At 70.0% G+C, this 18,749-nt stretch carries 31 protein-coding genes; 6 read left to right on the forward strand and 25 right to left on the reverse strand.

The window, feature by feature from the left end; genetic code table 11:
- Positions 1-63: 63 nt before the first annotated feature.
- The 23 genes from L1857_RS02360 to L1857_RS02470 form a co-directional block, all read right to left on the reverse strand.
- On the reverse strand, positions 64-1,212 hold the full coding sequence (locus L1857_RS02360; RefSeq protein WP_094003331.1) for a site-specific integrase: 1,149 nt from the start codon (positions 1,210-1,212) through the stop codon (positions 64-66).
- The gene (locus L1857_RS02365; protein ID WP_094003332.1) at positions 1,196-1,414 is read right to left on the reverse strand and encodes a helix-turn-helix domain-containing protein; all 219 of its coding nucleotides are present in this window, start codon (positions 1,412-1,414) and stop codon (positions 1,196-1,198) included. The genes L1857_RS02360 and L1857_RS02365 overlap by 17 nt, the downstream gene beginning before the upstream one ends.
- A 24-nt stretch (positions 1,415-1,438) precedes the next feature.
- Positions 1,439-2,689, reverse strand: a complete 1,251-nt coding sequence (locus L1857_RS02370) for a DUF3631 domain-containing protein (protein ID WP_094003333.1) — start codon at positions 2,687-2,689, stop codon at positions 1,439-1,441.
- Entirely contained in the window at positions 2,689-4,221 is a 1,533-nt protein-coding gene (locus L1857_RS02375; RefSeq protein ID WP_249464353.1) for a DNA cytosine methyltransferase, read from the reverse strand. Before L1857_RS02375 ends, L1857_RS02370 begins: the two co-directional genes overlap by 1 nt.
- Positions 4,221-4,736, reverse strand: a complete 516-nt coding sequence (locus tag L1857_RS02380) for a hypothetical protein (protein ID WP_094003335.1) — start codon at positions 4,734-4,736, stop codon at positions 4,221-4,223. Before L1857_RS02380 ends, L1857_RS02375 begins: the two co-directional genes overlap by 1 nt.
- Before the next feature lie 87 nt (positions 4,737-4,823).
- On the reverse strand, positions 4,824-4,994 hold the full coding sequence (locus L1857_RS02385; protein WP_167481440.1) for a hypothetical protein: 171 nt from the start codon (positions 4,992-4,994) through the stop codon (positions 4,824-4,826).
- 359 nt (positions 4,995-5,353) lie between these two features.
- Positions 5,354-7,567, reverse strand: coding sequence for an FtsK/SpoIIIE domain-containing protein (locus L1857_RS02390; protein ID WP_094003336.1), 2,214 nt, complete (start codon positions 7,565-7,567; stop codon positions 5,354-5,356).
- Positions 7,564-8,697, reverse strand: a complete 1,134-nt coding sequence (locus L1857_RS02395) for a hypothetical protein (protein WP_094003337.1) — start codon at positions 8,695-8,697, stop codon at positions 7,564-7,566. Before L1857_RS02395 ends, L1857_RS02390 begins: the two co-directional genes overlap by 4 nt.
- Positions 8,694-8,915 carry a hypothetical protein gene (locus L1857_RS02400; RefSeq protein ID WP_143266130.1) on the reverse strand — a complete coding sequence of 74 codons (222 nt, stop codon included), beginning with the start codon at positions 8,913-8,915 and terminating at the stop codon, positions 8,694-8,696. The genes L1857_RS02395 and L1857_RS02400 overlap by 4 nt, the downstream gene beginning before the upstream one ends.
- Complete coding sequence (locus L1857_RS02405) at positions 8,912-9,244, reverse strand: hypothetical protein (RefSeq protein WP_094003338.1); 333 nt, start codon at positions 9,242-9,244, stop codon at positions 8,912-8,914. The genes L1857_RS02400 and L1857_RS02405 overlap by 4 nt, the downstream gene beginning before the upstream one ends.
- Entirely contained in the window at positions 9,231-9,485 is a 255-nt protein-coding gene (locus tag L1857_RS02410; protein WP_094003371.1) for a hypothetical protein, read from the reverse strand. The genes L1857_RS02405 and L1857_RS02410 overlap by 14 nt, the downstream gene beginning before the upstream one ends.
- Positions 9,485-9,694, reverse strand: a complete 210-nt coding sequence (locus tag L1857_RS02415) for a hypothetical protein (protein ID WP_094003339.1) — start codon at positions 9,692-9,694, stop codon at positions 9,485-9,487. Before L1857_RS02415 ends, L1857_RS02410 begins: the two co-directional genes overlap by 1 nt.
- Before the next feature lie 30 nt (positions 9,695-9,724).
- Entirely contained in the window at positions 9,725-9,901 is a 177-nt protein-coding gene (locus L1857_RS02420) for a hypothetical protein (protein WP_167481439.1), read from the reverse strand.
- Positions 9,898-10,158 (reverse strand): hypothetical protein, encoded by a 261-nt coding sequence (locus L1857_RS02425; RefSeq protein ID WP_094003340.1) that lies wholly within the window; start codon positions 10,156-10,158, stop codon positions 9,898-9,900. The genes L1857_RS02420 and L1857_RS02425 overlap by 4 nt, the downstream gene beginning before the upstream one ends.
- Entirely contained in the window at positions 10,155-10,496 is a 342-nt protein-coding gene (locus tag L1857_RS02430; protein WP_094003341.1) for a hypothetical protein, read from the reverse strand. The genes L1857_RS02425 and L1857_RS02430 overlap by 4 nt, the downstream gene beginning before the upstream one ends.
- Positions 10,493-10,825, reverse strand: coding sequence for a hypothetical protein (locus L1857_RS02435; RefSeq protein WP_143266131.1), 333 nt, complete (start codon positions 10,823-10,825; stop codon positions 10,493-10,495). The genes L1857_RS02430 and L1857_RS02435 overlap by 4 nt, the downstream gene beginning before the upstream one ends.
- Entirely contained in the window at positions 10,822-10,992 is a 171-nt protein-coding gene (locus tag L1857_RS02440) for a hypothetical protein (RefSeq protein WP_158224386.1), read from the reverse strand. The genes L1857_RS02435 and L1857_RS02440 overlap by 4 nt, the downstream gene beginning before the upstream one ends.
- Positions 10,992-11,219: a hypothetical protein gene (locus L1857_RS02445; RefSeq protein ID WP_094003343.1), complete on the reverse strand. Its 228-nt coding sequence runs from the start codon at positions 11,217-11,219 to the stop codon at positions 10,992-10,994. Before L1857_RS02445 ends, L1857_RS02440 begins: the two co-directional genes overlap by 1 nt.
- A gap of 24 nt (positions 11,220-11,243) precedes the next feature.
- Positions 11,244-11,432 (reverse strand): hypothetical protein, encoded by a 189-nt coding sequence (locus tag L1857_RS02450; protein WP_094003344.1) that lies wholly within the window; start codon positions 11,430-11,432, stop codon positions 11,244-11,246.
- 53 nt (positions 11,433-11,485) lie between these two features.
- Positions 11,486-11,644 carry a hypothetical protein gene (locus tag L1857_RS02455; protein WP_158224387.1) on the reverse strand — a complete coding sequence of 53 codons (159 nt, stop codon included), beginning with the start codon at positions 11,642-11,644 and terminating at the stop codon, positions 11,486-11,488.
- A gap of 14 nt (positions 11,645-11,658) precedes the next feature.
- Positions 11,659-12,156 (reverse strand): hypothetical protein, encoded by a 498-nt coding sequence (locus L1857_RS02460; RefSeq protein WP_094003345.1) that lies wholly within the window; start codon positions 12,154-12,156, stop codon positions 11,659-11,661.
- Positions 12,156-12,335 carry a hypothetical protein gene (locus L1857_RS02465; protein WP_094003346.1) on the reverse strand — a complete coding sequence of 60 codons (180 nt, stop codon included), beginning with the start codon at positions 12,333-12,335 and terminating at the stop codon, positions 12,156-12,158. Before L1857_RS02465 ends, L1857_RS02460 begins: the two co-directional genes overlap by 1 nt.
- Positions 12,332-12,628 carry a hypothetical protein gene (locus L1857_RS02470; protein WP_094003347.1) on the reverse strand — a complete coding sequence of 99 codons (297 nt, stop codon included), beginning with the start codon at positions 12,626-12,628 and terminating at the stop codon, positions 12,332-12,334. The genes L1857_RS02465 and L1857_RS02470 overlap by 4 nt, the downstream gene beginning before the upstream one ends.
- Positions 12,629-12,742: 114 nt before the next feature.
- Between L1857_RS02470 and L1857_RS02475 the strand changes: the two genes are divergently transcribed.
- Positions 12,743-13,126, forward strand: a complete 384-nt coding sequence (locus L1857_RS02475; protein ID WP_094003348.1) for a GntR family transcriptional regulator — start codon at positions 12,743-12,745, stop codon at positions 13,124-13,126.
- Here L1857_RS02475 and L1857_RS02480 read toward each other — a convergent pair.
- Positions 13,123-13,395, reverse strand: a complete 273-nt coding sequence (locus L1857_RS02480) for a hypothetical protein (RefSeq protein WP_094003349.1) — start codon at positions 13,393-13,395, stop codon at positions 13,123-13,125. The genes L1857_RS02475 and L1857_RS02480 overlap by 4 nt on opposite strands.
- A 131-nt stretch (positions 13,396-13,526) precedes the next feature.
- On the opposite strand from L1857_RS02480, the gene L1857_RS02485 reads away from it, so the two are divergent.
- Together L1857_RS02485 and L1857_RS02490 are read left to right on the forward strand one after the other, a co-directional pair.
- The gene (locus L1857_RS02485) at positions 13,527-14,306 is read left to right on the forward strand and encodes an aminotransferase class IV family protein (RefSeq protein WP_094003372.1); all 780 of its coding nucleotides are present in this window, start codon (positions 13,527-13,529) and stop codon (positions 14,304-14,306) included.
- A 60-nt stretch (positions 14,307-14,366) separates the two neighbouring features.
- On the forward strand, positions 14,367-15,302 hold the full coding sequence (locus L1857_RS02490) for an SUMF1/EgtB/PvdO family nonheme iron enzyme (RefSeq protein ID WP_094003350.1): 936 nt from the start codon (positions 14,367-14,369) through the stop codon (positions 15,300-15,302).
- A 493-nt stretch (positions 15,303-15,795) separates the two neighbouring features.
- Here the strand turns inward: L1857_RS02490 and L1857_RS35310 are convergent, their stop codons facing one another.
- Complete coding sequence (locus L1857_RS35310) at positions 15,796-15,921, reverse strand: hypothetical protein (RefSeq protein WP_255407829.1); 126 nt, start codon at positions 15,919-15,921, stop codon at positions 15,796-15,798.
- A gap of 117 nt (positions 15,922-16,038) precedes the next feature.
- Here L1857_RS35310 and L1857_RS02495 point away from each other — a divergent pair, with 117 nt between their 5' ends.
- The 3 genes from L1857_RS02495 (at position 16,039) to L1857_RS02505 (ending at position 18,514) form a co-directional block, all read left to right on the forward strand.
- Positions 16,039-16,209: a hypothetical protein gene (locus L1857_RS02495; protein WP_162831024.1), complete on the forward strand. Its 171-nt coding sequence runs from the start codon at positions 16,039-16,041 to the stop codon at positions 16,207-16,209.
- Positions 16,210-16,384: 175 nt separating this feature from the next.
- Positions 16,385-17,575 (forward strand): PP2C family protein-serine/threonine phosphatase, encoded by a 1,191-nt coding sequence (locus tag L1857_RS02500; protein ID WP_094003351.1) that lies wholly within the window; start codon positions 16,385-16,387, stop codon positions 17,573-17,575.
- An 81-nt stretch (positions 17,576-17,656) separates the two neighbouring features.
- Complete coding sequence (locus L1857_RS02505; protein ID WP_116110423.1) at positions 17,657-18,514, forward strand: YceI family protein; 858 nt, start codon at positions 17,657-17,659, stop codon at positions 18,512-18,514.
- The last annotated feature ends 235 nt before the right edge of the window (positions 18,515-18,749 follow it).

Here is an 18,749-nt window from a genome sequence, read left to right on the forward strand (position 1 = left end):
AAGGGAAACGGGGGCTGAGCGTCATTCTGAGCGACATTGCCCGCAGATCCGTGCTTGGAGCGGTCAGCTCGCGAAGATCCGGTCCATCGCTTCGGCGCCGTGCTCGATCACCGGTCGGAGCTGGTGCCGGTAGACCAGCTCGGTCACGGCCGTCCCGTTGTGGCCCATCAGGCGCGAAATCTGCTCGATCGGTACGCCGCTGTCTGAGAGCAGCGAGACGAAGCTGTGCCGTAGCTCACGAGGCGTCCAGTCCTTGGCTTCCAGCCCGGCCTTTTCGACCACCTTCCGGAACGCGCGGCGGACGTTGGCGGCGTCCAGTTCGGTCCCCACGGCGGAGGAGAACACCAGGCCGGTCTCCTGCCACCGGTCGCGCGCCAACGTCCGCATGTAGTCCTGCTTGGCCTGGTGTGCCCTCAGCGCCTCGACACAGCGCTTCGGCAGGGCCAGCGACCGGCGAGACTTCCGCGTCTTCGTGTCGCCGTGCTCGCGGACCGAGCGCCACACCATCATGTGCGGCGGGATGGGCGGGTTGCCGTCCGGGCGGCCGACGAGATCGACGTGCGACCAGGTCAGTGCTCGCATCTCCTCGGTCCGCGCGCCAGTGAGGAGCGACACAACCACGTAGGCGCGCATCGGCGTCCCCTCAGCAGCCCGCAGCACGGCTTCCGCCTGTTCGAGCGTCAGGGACTTCGAGGGACGTCCCGCCCGGCCCTCGGGGACCTCGCAGAGGAGCACGACGTTGCGGCGCACCTTCTCGCGCTTCTGGGCTCGCTCGATGCTGCGCCGGAGCAGCGACAGCACCTCCCGGAGCGAGCGAGTGGACAGCACTTTCGCTCGATCGGCCAGCCAGCGGTCCACGTCGTCGGCTGTCAGCTCCCGGAGCTTCCGGGCGCCTAAGCCGGGGATGATGTGCGTGTTTGCCAGGTTGGTGAGCTTGTCCACCGTGCCGGTGCTGCGCCGTGGCAGGCCGTATGCGAGGAAGTCGCGGACCGCGTGTGCGACGGTGTACTTCCGGTCTTCGGTGATGCCCTCTTCGAGGTCCTTGAACAGCTCTTTGAGCTTGCTCTTGGCCTCGGTCTTGGTCTTGGCGTAGGCCCTTCGCGTCCGGCGCTTTCCGGCCGGGGTGTAGCCGATGGTGACCTCAGCGCGCCAGCGCTGCCGGGATTCCTCCCAGAACAGTCCCCCGTCGCCGTTGCTACGCTGCTTCGCCACTCATGACCTCCGATTCGTCGATGAGGAGTTGGACGTAGTCGCTGATCGCCCGGGCCGGGATGAGCCGGGCCCGGCCCTGTTTGACCGAGAGGAGGCGTCCCGCACGGATCTGCTCGTAGATGACGGATCGGCTCATCGACAGCAGGCGCATGGCCTCGGTGATGCGGTAGAGCTGCCGCTCAGGCACCGGTGGCGTGTCCATCGCATTCCTCCTTCATGCGGGCGGTCAGGCGTTGTTGCCGACGACTTTGAGGGGGGTTGCCGTCCCAGCCGTACCAGCGTCGTTTTTGCTGGTCAGGGGCGGTACGGCTTTTTTGCTGGTACGGCTTGAGCCGTACCACTCGTCAAGCCGTACCGGGTCTGAGCTGCGGTTATGAGGCTGGTACGGCTGGGACGGCTCACCCCCTGCCGAGGTGTCGAGATCGGGTGCGTAGCGGTTCCAGGCATCGGCGAAGTCCGCGCGCTGGTAGCCCTTGGCTTGCCCGCTGCCGGGGAAGCGGATGGTGGCCGAGCGGATGCCGTACTCCTTGAGCAGCGAGCCGAGCTTCATGGCGGTGAGCCCGGTCGGCCCGAACTCCCGCCACGGGGACTCCTCCAGTCCGCGCAGGCGGTGCAGCAGCTCGGCCGTGGGCAACGCGAGGTCGTCGGCGAAGGCGGTGCGGCAGTCGATGAGCAGCCGCAGCCGGTCGGAGATTTCCCCGGTCTCGTTGTGCTCGCGGGTCATCTCCACGGCGGCGGCGCGGGCGCGTTCCGGCCAGTCGCCCCCGGCGTGGTCGGCGACGGCCACCAGCGGTTCCCAGGTGTCGGCTGCCCGGTCCTCAACCGGCATGGCGGGCTCGGCTCGCTCGAGGATGGCCATGTCCCCGCGCAGCCACTCGGTGAGCTGCTGCGCCAGCGCGCGGAGCGGTTCCCGGTCGCGGCGGGCGCGGTAGGGGAACGTCTTCTCCCCGGCGGCGCGGCGGCGCATGTGCACGACCACGGCGCGGTCCTCGATGGTGTCGGGCATCGCGCCGATCCCGGCGAGCGCGGCCATGGCGAAGGTGGGGATGGTGACGACCTTGGAGGTGGCGGCGTCGTAGCGCAGAGCTGGCCGGCCGCGCTGGTGTCCGGCGTTGAGCAGCCCGCGCAGGTCCTCGTTGTCCCCGGCCTTCGGCCCGAAGATGGTGTCGGCCTCGTCCACCAGCAGCACCGGCGGGTCCGGGGTGATCGAGCGGTACACCGCCGCGGGGCTGGCGTTGACCGTGATCAGCGGGTCGTGGCTGGTGGCTTCCACGATGTCGAGCAGCCGCGACTTGCCGCACCGCCGCTCCGGTGCCCGGATCACCAGCCGCGGCGCGTGCGCCCACGCGGGTTGGACGTGGGTGGCGGCGATCCAGAGCACCACGGCATCGGTGGCCTGGTCGGAGGGCATCACGACGTACCGGGTCAGCGCGTCGTGGAGCTGGGCGAGCAGCGTCGCCCCGCGATTTGGGGTCATCAGGCAGCCTCCAAGCTGTCGTGGACGGTGGTGTCGAGGGAGGCGACGACGGAGCGGACGAGCCATTCAGCGGCGGGCGGGGTGACGCCGTTGCCGAGCTGGCGCACCTGCTCGCGCTTGCTGCCGGTGATCACGTAATCCGGGGTGAACGCCATGGCGGCCTGGATCTCGGCGACGGTGAGCATCCGGAACGAGGCGTTCGCGACAGCCGGTGGCAGGTCTCCGCGGTTGTGGGTGGTGCCGTCGGTGCCGACCGCGAACCGCGCGAGGTCCAGCCCGGCCCGGTGGGGCTGGGATGCGGGGCGCTGGCGGACGAGCATGTGGTGGTTGCCGCTGGCGCAGACGGTGGCCAGGGGCTCGCGGACGTCGCGGGCGGTGGAGCCGCCCCCGCGCAGCTCGGCGATGAACGCCAGCCCGTAGCGGTCGCGGGTGGTGAGCGTGCCGATGGGGTCGCTGGCCGGCCCGGCGGTGGTGGCGGTGCCGTAGTAGGGCACCACCAGGGCGTCCTGGTGCCGCGTGGTCTGCGTCCGGAACGGCTCGCCGGTGTGGCGGGCTTCTTTGCCGTCGCGGCCTTCCAGCGGCACGATCAGCCCTTCGGCCTCCCTCGTGGTGCGGGTCCGGAACGGCTGGCTGGTCGGGTAGCTGGTGTCGTTCCACGAGCCGCCCGCAGTGACCAGTTGCGGCGTGGCGTAGCGCAGCATCCCGGCCCGGATGCGGGCGAGGGTCTTGGCGGACAGGGGCTTGTCGCGGTCGCCGATGCGCTGCCCGGGCAGGCTCCAGTCGATCGCGGCCGCCGCAGGCAGCACGTAGGGCTCCACGATCTGGTGACGGCAGGTGGCCGATGGGCAGCGGTAGAGGTACTGCTGCCGGTAGCGGCCGACCCGTGCGGTGCCCTTCCACGCCTGGATCGCCCGCACCTCCCGCTCGCAGGTGGGGCACCACGCCTTCGGGCGGATGTCGAGGTTCGGGGCGGGGTTGCCCTTGCGCCAGAACACCACGTACATCCGGTCCCGCGACTGCGGCGCGCGCGGCGCGGCGATCGCCGGGGCGTGCATGGAGTTCAGCGACACGATCTTGTGCTCGTAGCCGTAGGAGTCCATCGCCAGCAGCCACGCCCGAAACGGCGCCCACTTCGCCGCATCGACCACGTTCTCCACGATCACGGCGTCGTAGCGGTGCACCTCGGCGAAGCGGGGCACGTCCCACATCGTCGCCCGCGACCGCTCCGCCACGTGGTCCGGCACGGGCTCGTCGAACAGGCTCGGCTGCACGCTGGCGCGCTTGCGGCCCTTCGCGATCGAGTGGTTGGTGCACTCCGGGCTTGCCCACAGGATGTTGGTGCGCCGGTAGCGGCGCGGCTCCACTTGGGAGATGTCGGCGCAGTCGTGCTCGCAGCCGGGGAAGTTCGCGGCGTGGGTCTCGATCGCCCGCGGACTGTGGTTGGCAGCCATCACCAGCTCCACACCCGGCACGGCGGTCGCGCCGAGCCCGGAACCCCCGGCGCCGCAGAACAGGTCGGTCACGGTGAACATCAGGCAGCCACCTCCAAGTGCGTCGGGTTGGCCGTCGTAGCGGCCTCATAGCGGGTCCACAGCTCGTCGATGGCGGCGGTGTCGTCGGCCAGCTCACGCAGCACCGCCGTGGGCGAGCCGGCCACGGCCTGCTCGATCCGGCGGGCGTGGGCGAGCAGCGCACGTCGCCACGCGGCCTCCAACAGGACGCCCTTGAGGTGGTCGGCCAGCCCGGGCACGGGGGCGTCGCGGAAGGTGTCGGCCAGCCAGCCGGACAGCCACTCGCGGCGCTTCTCGCCCGGTGCCTGCCCGGTGGCGATGGCGTGGGTGTAGAGGGTGACCGGGGCCGGGGTGTGCTCGGCGGCCACGACCTCGATGGCGAGTTGGAGGACGTGGGCGGACATGCCGCCGGTGAAGTCGGTGGCGCGCATCCCGGCCAGCAGCCGCCGCGCCGGGCGGGCGGGCAGCTGCATCAGGCAGCCGAGGAACTGGCGCTCCGGGTCGGTCAGGGCGTCGGTCGCGGTGGCGGTAGGCATGGGGAACCTTTCGCGAGTGCTGACGGTCTTGGGACTGCCGGGCCGCCCGGAGGCGAGTCGGACGGGCGGCCCGGCAGGGTCGGTGGGCTACTTGCGCTTGCGGGCTTCGAGAACGGCCTCGCACTGCGGGCAGGCCGGGCTGGTGAGCCACGGCGACTTGGCGTCCCGGCCGGGGATGATGAGACCGCAGAGGGTCTTGACGTCGCCGGTCCACCAGGACTTGGAGCCGCGGTGCACGAGTCCTTTGTTGCTTCCCATCGGTGGCGTGTCCTTTCGCGACAGTGGGCTACTTGTTGGCGCAGTCCGAGCACATGACCTGGTCGGCCGGGATGCGGGCTCCGCACTTGCAGGTGGCGACGAACCGGGCGATCAGGCGGGCGAGGCGGGTGGTCATCGAACCTCCGAAAGTGACTGTGTGTGACGATCGGTGGCGTGCGGGGGTAGGGAATCGGGAGGGAGCGGGCGAGGGAATCCGGTGGCGGGTAGGGAAAATTCCCTCGGCGCGTCCCTGGGTGGCTTCCCTAGGGGTGATCTGCGGTTTCAGTGGTGAAGGGAGCGAGGGAGTGGAGGGAGAACCCGCCCGCGCGGCGGGCTTGCGGGCGGGTTCTCCGGCCGGGTCAGGCGTTCCCTCCCTCGCGGGCGGCCAGCGCCTGCTGGACACGCTCGGTGAACACCATGAGGACGCCGACCTTGGTGACCTTGCAGCCGTGCTCGGCGAGCTGGTCGCGCAGGTTCTCGGCGGTGAGCCCGATGTAGGGCCGGTAGCCGGGGGCCAGCTCGCGCAGCCGCGCGCACACGTCGGTGGCCTTGGCCTTGTCCTCGCCGGGCAGCAGCACGGCGGCCACGTCGGCGAGCAGGTCCCGCTGCTGCGGCTGCTCGATCGCGGCCCGACGCACCCGGCCGCCGCGCAGCTCGACACCGCGGGCGACGATCGCGGCCTTCTGCTCGCTGGTGAGGTGGAAGGCGCGCAACAGCCCGGGCTGGTCCATGAACCCGACCGTGACCGACGTGCCGACGTCGTTGAGGGCCACGATCTTGCCGCCCTTCTTCACCGCGGGCTTGAGTTCCAGCGCTGAGAGCCCGTTCTCGTACGCCTTCTCGCCGAGCACGACGTTGTTGCGGGTCTTGTCGCCGATGGCGTGGCAAGCTTTGTTGGTGGTGACGGCGATCAGGTCCCGCGGGAGGGACAGGTCCGACGGGGTGGGGGTGGCGAACCCGAGCACGATGCCGTACTTGCGGGCGGCGGAGAAGAACCGCACGACCAGGTTGACCACCTCGCGCCGGTCTTCGGGCTTGTCCTGCCGGAAGAAGCTCTGGCACTCGTCGATGATCACGATCCGGGGCCGCAGCCGGTCGTCCTTCTCCGCCGCTTCCCGGGTCAGGGAGTTGATGCCGTACTCCCGGAAGAGCTGGCCGCGTTCGGCGAGGGAGTCGTGCAGGGCATGGATGTGGTCCATGCACGCCTGGACGTTCTCCGCGGTGTCGCCCATGGAGATGGTTGAGGCGACCGGGCGCAGCCACTCGTAGTCGTTGTTCTCGGCGAAGCAGAACACGTCGATGTCCACCACCGGGTCCAGCACCGCCCCGGCGAGCAGGTCGTTGATCTGCTCGGACTTGCCGGAGCCCATGATCCCGGCCCACACGAAGTTGCGCTCGAATACCGGGGTGTCGACCTGGTTCCAGCGGGCATCGATGCCGACCGGGAACCCGGTCCAGAAGTCGGTCTGACCGCCATCGAGCAGCGGGTAGTCCGGCACCGGCTTGCGCAGCGACCCGGGATCGAGGACCAGGCACTTCATCGCCATCGGGTCGTTGTCGTCGACTTCGACCCACACCTCTTCCGGGCGTCGGCCGAGGTTGTGTGCGAGCACGGTCTTGCGGGCGTTGATGCTGGTCGCGGGCACCCCGGCCGGGAGCCGGAGGACGAATTCCCAGCCGTGGCTGACCGGCAGTGGCGGCTGCACCCAGGTCGGGGTGATGGCGGTGCCCCAGCCCTCCTTGAGCTTCTTGTTCAGCGCCGGGTGCCCGAGGTTGCGCAGCGCGTTCATGATCACCGACTCGTCCACCTCGACTTCGGGGCCGCCCGCGGCGGTCGGGGCCGAGCGCAGCCAGCCGGGCAGGTCGACGTGCTTGCGGCCCTGGTGGTGCAGGTAGTAGAACCCGGCCGCGGTGCCCCCGGTCAGCAGGAACGCGCCGTAGGTGACCACGAACCACACCGCGAACGCGATCGCATCGACTACCGCGGTGATGGGGCCGATGACATCGGCGATGTGCCCGGAGCTGACCGCCAGGATCATCCCGAGGACCAGCAGAAACCCGGCCACGCCGACGATCCCGAGCGCCCCGGCCTTGATCCACTGGCCGGGCGCGGCCACCCAGTCCATGACCCGCTGGTGGCGGCGCTGCTTCTCCGCCACGTCACGGGCCTCCCACTCCAGCAGCCGCTCGTGGTTGCCTTCCATCTCCGCGGCCAGCATCTGCCGCTCGTAGCGGGATGCGCCGTGGGTGTCGCGCCACCGCTTGAGCACCACCACGGCCCCGGCGATCGGGTAGCCGAACACGTGCCGCCCGGTGGCCTTCACCGCCGCCTTCGTGAGGTCGTGGAAGGCGACGGTCTTCACCGCCCGTCCGGCGGTGACCAGGTCGCGGCGGTAGCCCTTGTACCGCTCGATCGCCTGCCCGCGCTGGGTGAACAGCCGCTGGTACTCCTCCTCGGAGATCAGCTCACCCTCAACCACCTCCGTCTCCGACGGGCTCGGGGTGGCGTCGGCGCGGCGGGTGGGCAGGTAGTGCACCTGCGCCAACTCGTCCTGCTCGTGCTGCTGGGTCACTTGCGGCCTCCCTTGGTGTGTTCGTCGCGGAGCTGGCGGGCGCGGGCGGCCGACACGCGCAGCGTCTTGCGGATCGACTCCGCCGAGCGCGGGTTGACCGTCCCGGCCTCGATCGCGGCGGCCAGCTCGGCGCGGAGCTGCTCCATCGACCGGCCGGGCTTGCGGTCGATCACCGGCCGGTCCGGGCTCGACTCATGCAGGTCAGGGCCGTGATCGAGGGTGGCGACCGACCCGCCCTCGATCGAGTCCCCGGGCTCCTGCTCGCCCTCGATCGAGGGCGTCACGCCGGTGGCGGTGGCCGCGCCGGTGGTGGCGAGCAGGTCGGCCAGCTCGCGGTCCCAGTCGGTGGACTCGGCCACCGGCAGGCCGGGCACGGTCGCGGGCTTCAGGCCGCGCCGGGTGAGGGTGTAGCGGCCGGGGGCGTAGAGCAGCCGGGCCGACCCGTCCGCCTCGATCTCGGCCACCGCGCGCTTGACGGCGGCCTTGCGGATGCGGGCGACCTTGCGGGCGGCGGCCCGCTCGATCCGGGCCTCCCGCCGCTGCTGCCCGGACTTCGGGGCGGTGGCGAGGGTGAGCTGGTGGGCGACCACCCCTGCGATTGAGGCGGTGCCCATGACCACGCCGTGGTCCCAGGCGGTGGTCAGGCCGTGGGTGAAGTTGATGCCGAAGGCGACCGCGCCGAACACCAGCACCCCGGCCACCAGCCCCCACACCGAGCGGTCCGGGTGGCGCCGCCGCTCGATCACCACCGCGATCGCGAACGCCCACATCCCGAATTCGGTGATCCCGGGCAGCAGCGCGCCCAGCTCGGAGGCGAACACCTCGATGCCGTAGCGGGCCATCGCCGGGGCCGCCAGCACGAACGACAGCAGCGCGATCGGGTAGATCAGCAGCTCAACCACGTGCCGGCCAAGCCACAGCCGCAGGCCACGCACCACGGCGGCGCGCCGGGCGCGCCGGGCGGCGGTGGCCTGCTGCTGGGCCTCGCGGCGGGCTTGGGCATCCGCGCGCTTGATCTGCGCGGCCGCCTGCCGCTCGGCGATGCGCACCTGCGCGGCCGCGGCGGCGTCCTCCCGGCGGATCATCGCCTCCGTGCGCTTGTTCTCCCGCCGCTCCTCATACCAGCTCACTGCCACATCCCCCTTTCCAGCTCGGTCATCAGGTCACGCGCCGACACCAGCGGCAGCACACCCCGCACCCGCGCCACCCGCGCCCGGTTCGTCGCGCGCGCCCAGGTGCGGGCCTCGATCAGGTCCGGCCAGCTCCCGGCCGCCACGGTCTCTCCATTCGGGACGGTCACCACAACCGTCCACGCCTGCGCCACATCAGCGATCCGGGTCACCCTCATTCCGGCACCTCCCCGTCCTGCGCGGCACCGGCGCGGGCACGCAGGGCACGCTGCTGGCGGCGCAGCCGCAGCTCGTTCGCCACCCACCCCAGGGCGGCCAGCAGCGACAGGGCGTAGAAGCCGTCCCAGACGGTCGCCCCGAGGCCGAGCGGGAACAGCACCCCGCCCAGTTCGAGCAGGTGCCAGCCCACCCACGACACCGCCTGCGTGGTGCGAGTCGGGGTGCCCGGGCGCTGGTAGATCGCCACGTCGGCCGAGCGGCGTGCTTGGACCTCGCGGTCGGTCTGTCCGGTGTGGCCGGTGGTGGGCTTGGGCTCAGGCGTGAACATTGATGGCCTCCTCCCGGGTGGTGGTGGGGTGGTGGAAGAACTGGTTGACCGGACCGGCCGGGGGCTTGCTCGCGTGCTTCGCCACGAAGCCGTCCAGGCGGCGCATCGTGATCTCCAGGACCTTCGCGATCAGCACCAGCGGAACGCGGACCAGGTGCAGCAGCAGGAACAGCAGCACCGCGCCGGTGAACACCAGCAGCGCCAACGTCCCGAACCGGCGCAGAACCTCGAACATCGACATCACCGGCCACCCCGCTCGATCTCTTCGGCGTGGGCGGTGAACGCCGCCGCAGCGTTGCCCACCAGACGGAAGAGCGCCAGCGCCTGGCTGTAGGCGGCGTCCGCGACGACGGCCTCGGCATCGTGACTGCCCACGCGCCTCTCCGCGCCCTGCCGGATGACATCGGCCCAGTCCGACACCGCCAGCTCCGCCTCGGCAAGCTTGCGCACAGCGCGACTACGAGAATCGGTCATCACCGCTCACCTGCCCCAGCCGGAGAACAGCACGGTCAGCGCGTGCACCACGTTGTCCAGCGCGTGCCGGGCCTGGTAGGGGTGCTGCACGATCCACACCACCGCGGCCACGAGCAGGCCGAGCCAGAGCAGCTTGCGCAGGGTGTTCTTCTTGGGCAGCACGTTCAGCTTGGTCTTGCTCATGCCGGTACCTCCGTGTCGGCGTCGGTCAGGGAGAACAGGTCGGTTTGGCCGGCGGGCTGCCACGCCCCGTCCCGCCACACCGCATCGGCGGCGATGCCTTCCTCGGCGCGGATCACCGGCTCGGTCTTCTCCAGCCACTTCCGCTTGGCCGTCTCGGTGGCCTCCCGCCACCGCTTGCCGGTGGTGTCCTCGTAGCGGCGGATGCACAGGGTTTTGACCTGGGCCGGTGTGGTGCCGACCGCGATGCGGGCGCTCACGCGGTCTCCTCCAACTCGGCGCGGGCCAGCTCGGCGGCCCGCATCCACTCCAGGGACGCCGCTTCCGTCCGGTGCCACTGAGCGCGCGGGGCGTCGCGGTCCGCCCACAGTCGCGCGCGGTAGTGGTGACTGTCGGCCAGCACCGCCAGCGCGTGCGCCACCCGTGCAGCAGCAGCGGCGGAGACCAGCCGGTTGAGCCGGAAGGGGTCGTAGGTGACCAGCTCGTCCCCCTCAACCACGTGCAGGTCCGGGGCAGCGCCGCACAGCTCACACGGCACGTCCGCCTCGGTGCGCGGCTGGTCGCAGACCAGGCAGCGGAACACGAGTTCGGTGCTCACCGGCCCTCACCCCCGGTGGCGGTGATGACCCACTCCACGAAGCTGCGGGAGGCGACCGGGTTCTCCGGGCCGAGGTGGGCGCGCAGGTAGCGGGTGATCTGCGAGACCGACTGGCCCTCGCGGTGGCGGCGGGCGATGATGTCGACCGGCGCGGCCACCAGCTGCACGCGGAAGCCGGTGCGCTGTGAGGCCTGGTGGTAGATGGCCTGTGCGACCATGGGTGTCTCTCCGTTCTGGTCAGGAAGTGGCTGGGTGGGGAGTCCCGGCGCGGCCGCGTGCTTGGCGGTTCGGGCCGCGCCGGGGACCTCGGTGATCAGCAAGCGGGTCATCGGGCCTCCCTCTCTGCCGAGGAAGGGTCGTGGCCCGAGCCGCAGTGGCCGGCGGCGTGGGTGCCGCGCATGCGGGGGCAGCGGCACTCGCGCAGCAGCTCGTACTCGGCGTCGGTGATCGGCTGCGGGCGGCGGGCGGTCCGCACCGGCTTGTACGGGGCGGGCATCAGCCCTCCTCCGGCTCGATACGGACGCCGTTGATCCACACCTGGCCGCCCCGGCACACCATGTTCGAGCCGCGTTCGGGGTGCGGGATCGGGCGGTCGGACAACCGGCGGCCGGTGGCGGCGTCGGTGACGGTGTGGCCGTTGACCGACACGCCGTTGCGGGAGTAGTAGACCCGGCCGTTGACGACCACCGGGCCGCTGATGCGGTCGACCTGCAAGAAGTCCATTGTGTGTCTCCTGGGTAGTGGTGGTTAGCGGATGGGCTTCTTCGAGCCCAGCGGCCCCTGGACGGTGACCGAGCGGGAGCCGGCGAACTCGCGCAGCCGGATCCAGGCGATGTTGCTGCGCTGCGTGTAGCTGGTGACGCACCACTCGCGCCCGTCGGTGTCGGTGACGTACTCGCCTTCGCGGTACTTGGCGATCCAGACCTTGGCGGCCATTGAGGACAGTTCCTTCCGGTCAAAGCGATTCGGGGTCAGCGGTGGGTGCAGGGTCAGAGCTGGGCGGCGATGCGGCGGGAGCAGGCGGGCTTGCCGCAGCAGTTGGAGGTCTTGTCGACCCGCTTGCCGCACCCGGCGCACGTGCCGGTCCGGTTCAGCGCGGTGAGCTGGACGGCGCCCGTGTTGGCCTTGGGGTTCTTCTTCAGCTTCATGGGGTTTCTCCTGGTCAGTCGTGGTTGCGGGTGGCGAGGTAGGTGGTCAGCAGCGAGGCGGCCACGCCGATGAGGCGGTGCGCGGCCTGGTCCATCTCCATCAGCGCCGTCCCCGGGCCGCCCTCGTCCACCACGCCCTCACGGCGCTTGACGGTGGCGTGCGCGAGGTAGCCGCCCTTGCCGATGAACTTGCTGCGCAGGAACCGCTTGAACGGCTCGCGCCGGTCGATCACGTAGTGGGTGACCGCGTTGACCGCCGTGCCCGCGGCCAGCGCGCGCAGCGGCAGCCGGTAGCCCAGCGCCGAGGTCACCGCGACCGAGGCGACCGTCTGACCGGCGGTGTAGGTGGTGACGTGGCGGGCGCAGTGCTTCGCGCCCTCCCACCCGGGCAGGCCCTTCTTGCTGGCGTCCTCGCTGGACTGCACGATCTGGTCGCAGTAGGGGTGCACATCCGAAAACACCGCCTGCAACGCCCCGAACAGCGCGAGCGCCCGCACCGAACGGTGCCGCATCACCGCTCACCTCCCCGGCGGGAGCGGCGTGCCTGGTCGGCGATCTCGCGGTAGTGCTCCGCCCGGGCTTGCGCGCCCTGGCGCGTCACCGCGTGCTCGGTGCCGTCCTGCGCCTGCTGGTCGTGCGCCTCGGCGAGCCGGTCGTAGAAGTCCTCGACGCTGGTGTAGCGGATCATCACGCCGCCTCCCCCGTGACCGCATCGAGCCGGACCGGCAGCGACCGCAGTGCTTGCTGAGCCGCCCGCCGGGCGGTGCGCCGGGCCCGGACCTCGTCGGTCAGCTCACGCGAGATCCGGAACGCCTCAACACGCTCGGCGGCGGCCCACTCGCGCTCCATCTCTTCGATCAGTGCATCGATCTCGGCGACTTCCGCCGCGACCGCCTCATCCCGCGCCACCGCGGAAATGTCCTCATCGACCAGCGGAAACAGCGCATCGAGCGCTTCCGAGCTGGCGATCCGTGCGAACTTCATTGCTCTCCTGTTCGTTGGGGTGATGTCTTGAGACATCTCTATGTCGCAAGACGTTAGGGAGGCGGCGGGGTCTTGTCAACCCCGTGTCGTAAGACATCTGGGTAAGGTGGACGAGTGGCTGATACGGCTGAGTCGAGCGGCAAGCCGCCCGCAAGCAGGCAGGTGGCGGACGCGTTGCGGGTGCAGATCGAGGCGGGGGAGTACCCCGTGGGATCGCCGTTGCCGCCCTATCGACAGCTAGCCAGTGAGTACGACGTGGCGGTCAACACGGCGATCGCGGCCGTGCGGCTGCTGCGCGACCAGGGATTCGTCACGATCAAGCGGAACGCTGGAGCGCGGGTCCGCGACCGGTCGGCCGATGTGAACGAGAGCGAAGCGCTCTTGGCGATCCGGGATGACGTCGCGGGCTTGCAGTCCGAGCTTGCCGGTGCCGCCCGCCAGCTCGCAGACATCGAGAAGCGCCTGACTGAGCTGCTTGATCGGCAGTCCCAGCGTTAAGCGCTGAGCTGCCGGACGAACGTGGCGATTCCGTCGATAATCGCCCCGATCCCGCTGCCAATGCTCTTGGCCCAGGTTGCCGCGTCGGCCGGGTGCTTGACGACGATCGCCAGCAGGGCGAGCACGACCAGGGCGGTGACAACCTTCGGGAGTAGCCCGCTGCCGGTCTTCAGTCCCGGGAACGTCCTGCTTGGCCATGCTGACTCCTTTCGTTGTGACTCTCGGCTTTCGGAGCGCCGGCGTTGCTCATGCATCAAGAGTGCGGCCAAGCCGGGATTCTGAGAACTGTCACGAAAGCGCCCTACTACTGAACTTTCGCCGAACCTGAGGCCCTGAACTTTCACTGAACTTCGGCCCGGGAGGAGGGGCGTTGCGAGCGTTGGAATGGGAGGCTGAGGGCATGGAGTTGAACGGTTCGCCCGCCACGATCGAGCAAATGAAGGCGCTCGCCTTGACCAACTACGGGCACTTCACGTCCATGTTGGTTCAGGACGGCTCTGTGAAGGGGTTGTCCCTCCACATGCAACGTCTCGCGCGAGACTGCCGCCAGCTGTTCGATGTCGAGCTGGACACCGATCGGGTGCGAGAGTTCATCCGGCGCGCGCTCGCTGCGTCGGAACCGGCCACAGTCGTGCGGGTGACGGTGTTTGATCCCGCGTTCGACCTGGGGACCATCGGATCAGACGCTGATCCGCACGTGCTGGTGACGACTCGGCCGGCAAGCCTGGCGACACCTGCGCCCTGGCGCCTGCAAGCCGCGTCGTACCGGCGCGAGATCCCCGCGGTCAAGCACGTCGGGCTGTTCGGAGCACTGCGCAGGCGTCGGGCTGCTCAGCGGGAGGGGTTCGACGATGTCCTGTTCCTGAACCCTGATGGCACGATTTCCGAGATCGCGACCTCGAACATCGGGTTCATCCGCGATGGACGGGTGGTGTGGCCGCGTGCCGAGTGGTTGCAGGGCATCACCATGACGCTGATCAACCAGGCGCTCGATGAGCCCGTGGCGACGGAGCCGCTGACGCTATCGGACCTGTCGGGCATGGAGGCCGCATTCGCAACGAACGCAGCCACCGGCATCAGGCCCATTGCCTCAGTCGACAGCACGGAATGGCCTACGGATCACAAGGTGCTGCACGAGCTGCGGGAGCTGTACGCGGACATTCCTTCCGAAGCTGTGTAAGCGGGTGACAACAGCCCGCTACGCTCCACAGAGAAGGCCCAGTCCGTGGGGGAGTAGCTAGTGGCGACGGTTCAGCGCTGGTCAGGGATCGAGGTGCGCGCGCTTCGGGAGGCGAAGCGCATGAGCATTCGCGAGTTCGCGGCACACCTCGGTGTGAGTGAGCGGATGATCTCGAAGTGGGAGGCGGGCCGGGAGAACATCCGGCCGCGCCCCGTCAACCAGGCAGCCCTCGACACGTGTTTGGCGCGGTCGGATGCTGACACCCGTGCTCGCTTCTCGCACCTGACCGGCGGCTCCCTTGTGCCGGTCGATGCGGCCGGGGAAGCGATGCCCGACCTCATCGGCAGCAGCCGCGTGAGGCATCCCGCGGACGGCAGCACGATGGTGAAGGTCGACGGCAGCGTCTTCCTGTCCGGCCCGAGCAACGAACCGATCTGGGTGCCGGACTTCTACATCGACGTCTACCCGGTCACGAACGCTCAGTACGCGCAGTTCCTCACGGCGACCGGGCATCCCGCGCCACAGCGGTGGAGCGAGGAGAACGTGGAGAAGCTCGGTGACCACCCCGTGGTGTTTGTGACCTGGAATGACGCGACGGCCTACGCGGAGTGGGCTGGTAAGGCCCTGCCAACGAGCCAGCAGTGGGAGAAGGCAGCCCGCGGCACGCGGGGCGCCGTCTACCCGTGGGGTGATCAGCCGACGCCGGCCAAGTGCAACGTCCGGGAGAACGGCGTCGGCTCGACCACGCCCGTGGACTGCTACCAGACCGGCATCAGCCCTTACGGCGTTTACGACATGTGCGGCAACGTGTGGGAGTGGTGCTCGACCGAGACACGTCACGGCCGCTACGAGTTGAAGGGCGGGGCGTGGACCAGTCCTTTCGACCGCGCCACTCCGTCATCCTTCAATGATGCTGCCGCGAGCATGTGCGATGACGACACTGGTTTCCGCTGCGCGACGCCCGCCGAGACACTTGAAACGTTGCTCGGTGGCTGAGCGAGTGACACCGGTACCTCATCGCTGTCACACCTGTCACTTTGTTACTCGCTGGCACTTGAGCTGCGGAAACAGGAGTGACAGGGGAGTGACAACTCGCCCCACACTACTTTCCTGTCACAGGGTCACTGAGGCTGGAACATAGGGGGCTACCCCCAATGGTTCAGCCTCTTTCGCCTGGTCAGGGGGCCTGCCGGTGGGCGTCAAAGTGAGCGACAACCGCCCCGTAGACCGACGTACGTCGGCGGACTTCCACGGACGTTCCTGACCAGGGCGGATGCGGTACTCCCCAAGATCAAACGGGGTCCAAATCTGGCCTGATAACGAAGAGGTCGGAGGTTCAAGTCCTCCTGGGCCCACTCGACAGACTCAGGCCCCGTCTCCTTCCCGGAGGCGGGGCCTGAGTGTCGTTCTGGGACCTTTGTTTTCGGATCCGCGCTCGGAGCGGATCAGCTCGCGAAGATCCGGTCCATGGTTTCCGCGCCGTGCTCGATCACCGGCCGGAGCTGATGCCGGAGATCATGCCCTCGACGATGACCAGCCGGGCCTGCGGGTTGGTGTCGAGTGCCATGAGCTCGGCGTCGCTCCACCGAGTCCTGCGCGCGGGCTGGTCGGGCATGGAGGACAGCGGACGGGCGCAGGCATGATCGGTTGTTCCGTCGGTGGCGTGCGGCGCGAGACAGTGGCGTGCCACGGTGAGGCTGTGTCTGGTGACTCGAACTGGCCGAACCCGCGGATGGCGCTGGTCATTTCGGTCATTTGGACGCTGATTCAGGTTGGGCACGCCGCCCTGTTCCTGGTTCGCGGCGAGCGCACCTGGGTGGACTGGCTTGTCGCCGTCGGTGGCGTCCTGGTTTCCGCGGTGTGGTGGAGCATCTACGTCCAGGCACGACGGCACCGGTCCTGATCACGCGGCCGTTCGGGCCGGTGTCCGCGCGGGGTGTCTTGGTCAGCAACACCGTCCAGCGCGCCCCGGACGCTACCTGGCTGACCCTCCTCGGCGTCACGCGCGCCATTACGATCGGCAAGAGTGGTGCCGGCGGCGCAGGGCCGCATCGGCGGTGTCTGAGGGGGCGACCGGGATGTCCGATGAACCGTCCGGTCTCGCTGCGGTGCTCACCGCCGCCGAGCGGGCGTCGCCGGTGAAGTCGGTCGACGTGGTCGCCGGGTACCTGGAAGAGCGGTTCGCCGCGTCCGACGTCTCGTTCCTGCTGGTCGACCTCCTGGGCCGCGAACTGGTCCGGTTCACCACGCACGGGAAGTCGCTGCGAGGCGAGGACGCCGAGCGCCTCGACCTGGCGGGCAGCGTCTACGAACGCGTCCTGTCCAGCCAGGAGCCGCACCGCGAGCACCGCGACCAGTGGCACGTCGTCGTGCCCGTCACCAACCGCGGCGATCCCGTCGGCCTCCTCGAGATGACCCTTCCGGACCTCGACGACTCCGCGCTGGAGCAGATCCGCGAGGTGGCGCTCGCGCTCGCCTACCTGATCGTCACCGACCGCCGCTTCACCGACCTCTACCAGTGGGGCGAGCGCACCACACAGGTCAGCCTCGCGGCCGAGATCCAGCACCAGCTGCTGCCCACCGCCGCCTGCTGCGAGGCCGACCAGTTCACGGTCGCCTGCGCGCTGGTGCCCGCCGACAACGTGGGCGGCGACACCTACGACTACGCCCTCGGCCACGACACCCTGAACCTGTCCATCACCGACGCGGTCGGCCACGACGTCCAGTCCGGTCTGGTGGCCACCCTGCTGCTGGGCGCCCTGCGCGGCGCCCGCCGGGCGAACCAGTCCCTCGCCGACCAGGCCGCCGCGGCGGACCAGGCCGTGCGGGAGCACGCGAAGACGCCGTACGCGACCGGGCAGCTGTTCCGCATCGAACTGGCCGACGGGCGCGCCGACGTGGTCAACGCGGGACACCCGCTGCCGCTGCTCCTGCGCGACGGCACCGTGCGGGAGCTGCCGTTGCACCGCGACACCCCGTTCGGCACGGGACTGCAGGAGAAACCACGCGAGGTCCAGAGCGTGGACCTGCGGCCGGGCGACCGGCTGTTCCTCCTGACCGACGGGATGTTGGAACGGGAGGCGGCGTCGGTGGACCTGCGCCGTCTGGCGCTCGAGACCGCCGGGCGGCATCCGCGGGCGGTGGTGCAGACGCTGACCTCGGCCGTCGTCGACGCCGCCGGCGGGCGCCCGAAGGACGACGCCTGCGTGATCTGCCTGGACTGGCACGGCACCACCGCGAAGGGTGATTCGGACACGTTCGTGCGGTGACTCTGGTAACGACCGGGTCACGAAACACGAATCCCCTGGTTAGGGTCCCCCACGGACCACCGACCGATGGGAGCGTTTCCGATGTTCAGGCGCCTGCGTCGCCGTGACGGCCGGCAGGGGGAGCCGGTCACGTTCGCGGCCGGGGCCGGTCTGGTGAGCGTCCGGTTGCGCGACGAGCTGGGCAACCCGCTGGCCGGTGCCGAGATGACCCTCCGCCACAAGCGCGGCCCACGGGTGTTCCGCGCCGTGTCCGACGACTACGGGCTGGCGGTGGTCACCGCGGCCACCGGGACCTACCAGGTCACGATCAGCGCGGGCGGATACCGCGAGGTCACCCACACCGTCGACGTCGCCAGCGGCGACCACACCGCGCTCGGTGAGGTGGAGCTGCGCCCGGACGCGAGCGTCCGCTTGCCGGGTCCGGGCCGGTGGGTGATCGACCCGGACCACACGTCGATCCGGTTCGTCGCGCGGCACATCGGCCTGTCCCGCGTCCACGGCCGCTTCACGCGCTTCCACGGCAGCATCAACGTCGGCGAGCGGATCGAGAACTCCTCGATCGAGGTCGTCATCGACGCGGCGAGCATCGACACGGCCGCCGAGAAGCGGGACGAGCACCTGCGCTCGCCCGACTTCCTCGACGTGGACCGCTTCCCGAAGATCCACTTCTTCAGCGACCGGGCGCAGCGCGTGGCCGGCGACCGCTGGCACATCGACGGCACGCTCAACCTGCGCGGCGCGAGCCGGGGCGTCCGCCTGGACGCCAGCTACCTGGGCCTGCGCTCGTGGAACGGCGACCGGCTCGGCGCGATCGCCAAGGCCGAGCTGCACCGCGAGGACTTCACGATCAACTGGCAGCAGACGCTCGCGAAGGGCCTGGTCGTGGTCGGCTCGACGATCGAACTCCGCCTCGACGTGCAGGCCGTCCGGGGCGTCTAGGCCGCGACGTCGGCGACCACGCAGGCGATGTTGTCCGGACCGCCGCGCCGGTTGGCGAGGTCGACCAGCGTGCTGAGGCCCGCCGACGCCCTGAGCACCGAACTGCGCGCCGCCACCACCCCCGGCGAGCAGCAGGTCCGGCTCCGCGGGGTGCCGGTGCAGAGCCCGGACCAGGGTCGCCGGAACCGCGGTGCCGTGGACGTGGTCCTGCGTCAGCTGGAACAGCTCGCCCTCG

Origin of the sequence: Amycolatopsis thermalba, assembly GCF_023376025.1 — a bacterium.
Taxonomy (GTDB): domain Bacteria; phylum Actinomycetota; class Actinomycetes; order Mycobacteriales; family Pseudonocardiaceae; genus Amycolatopsis_E; species Amycolatopsis_E thermalba.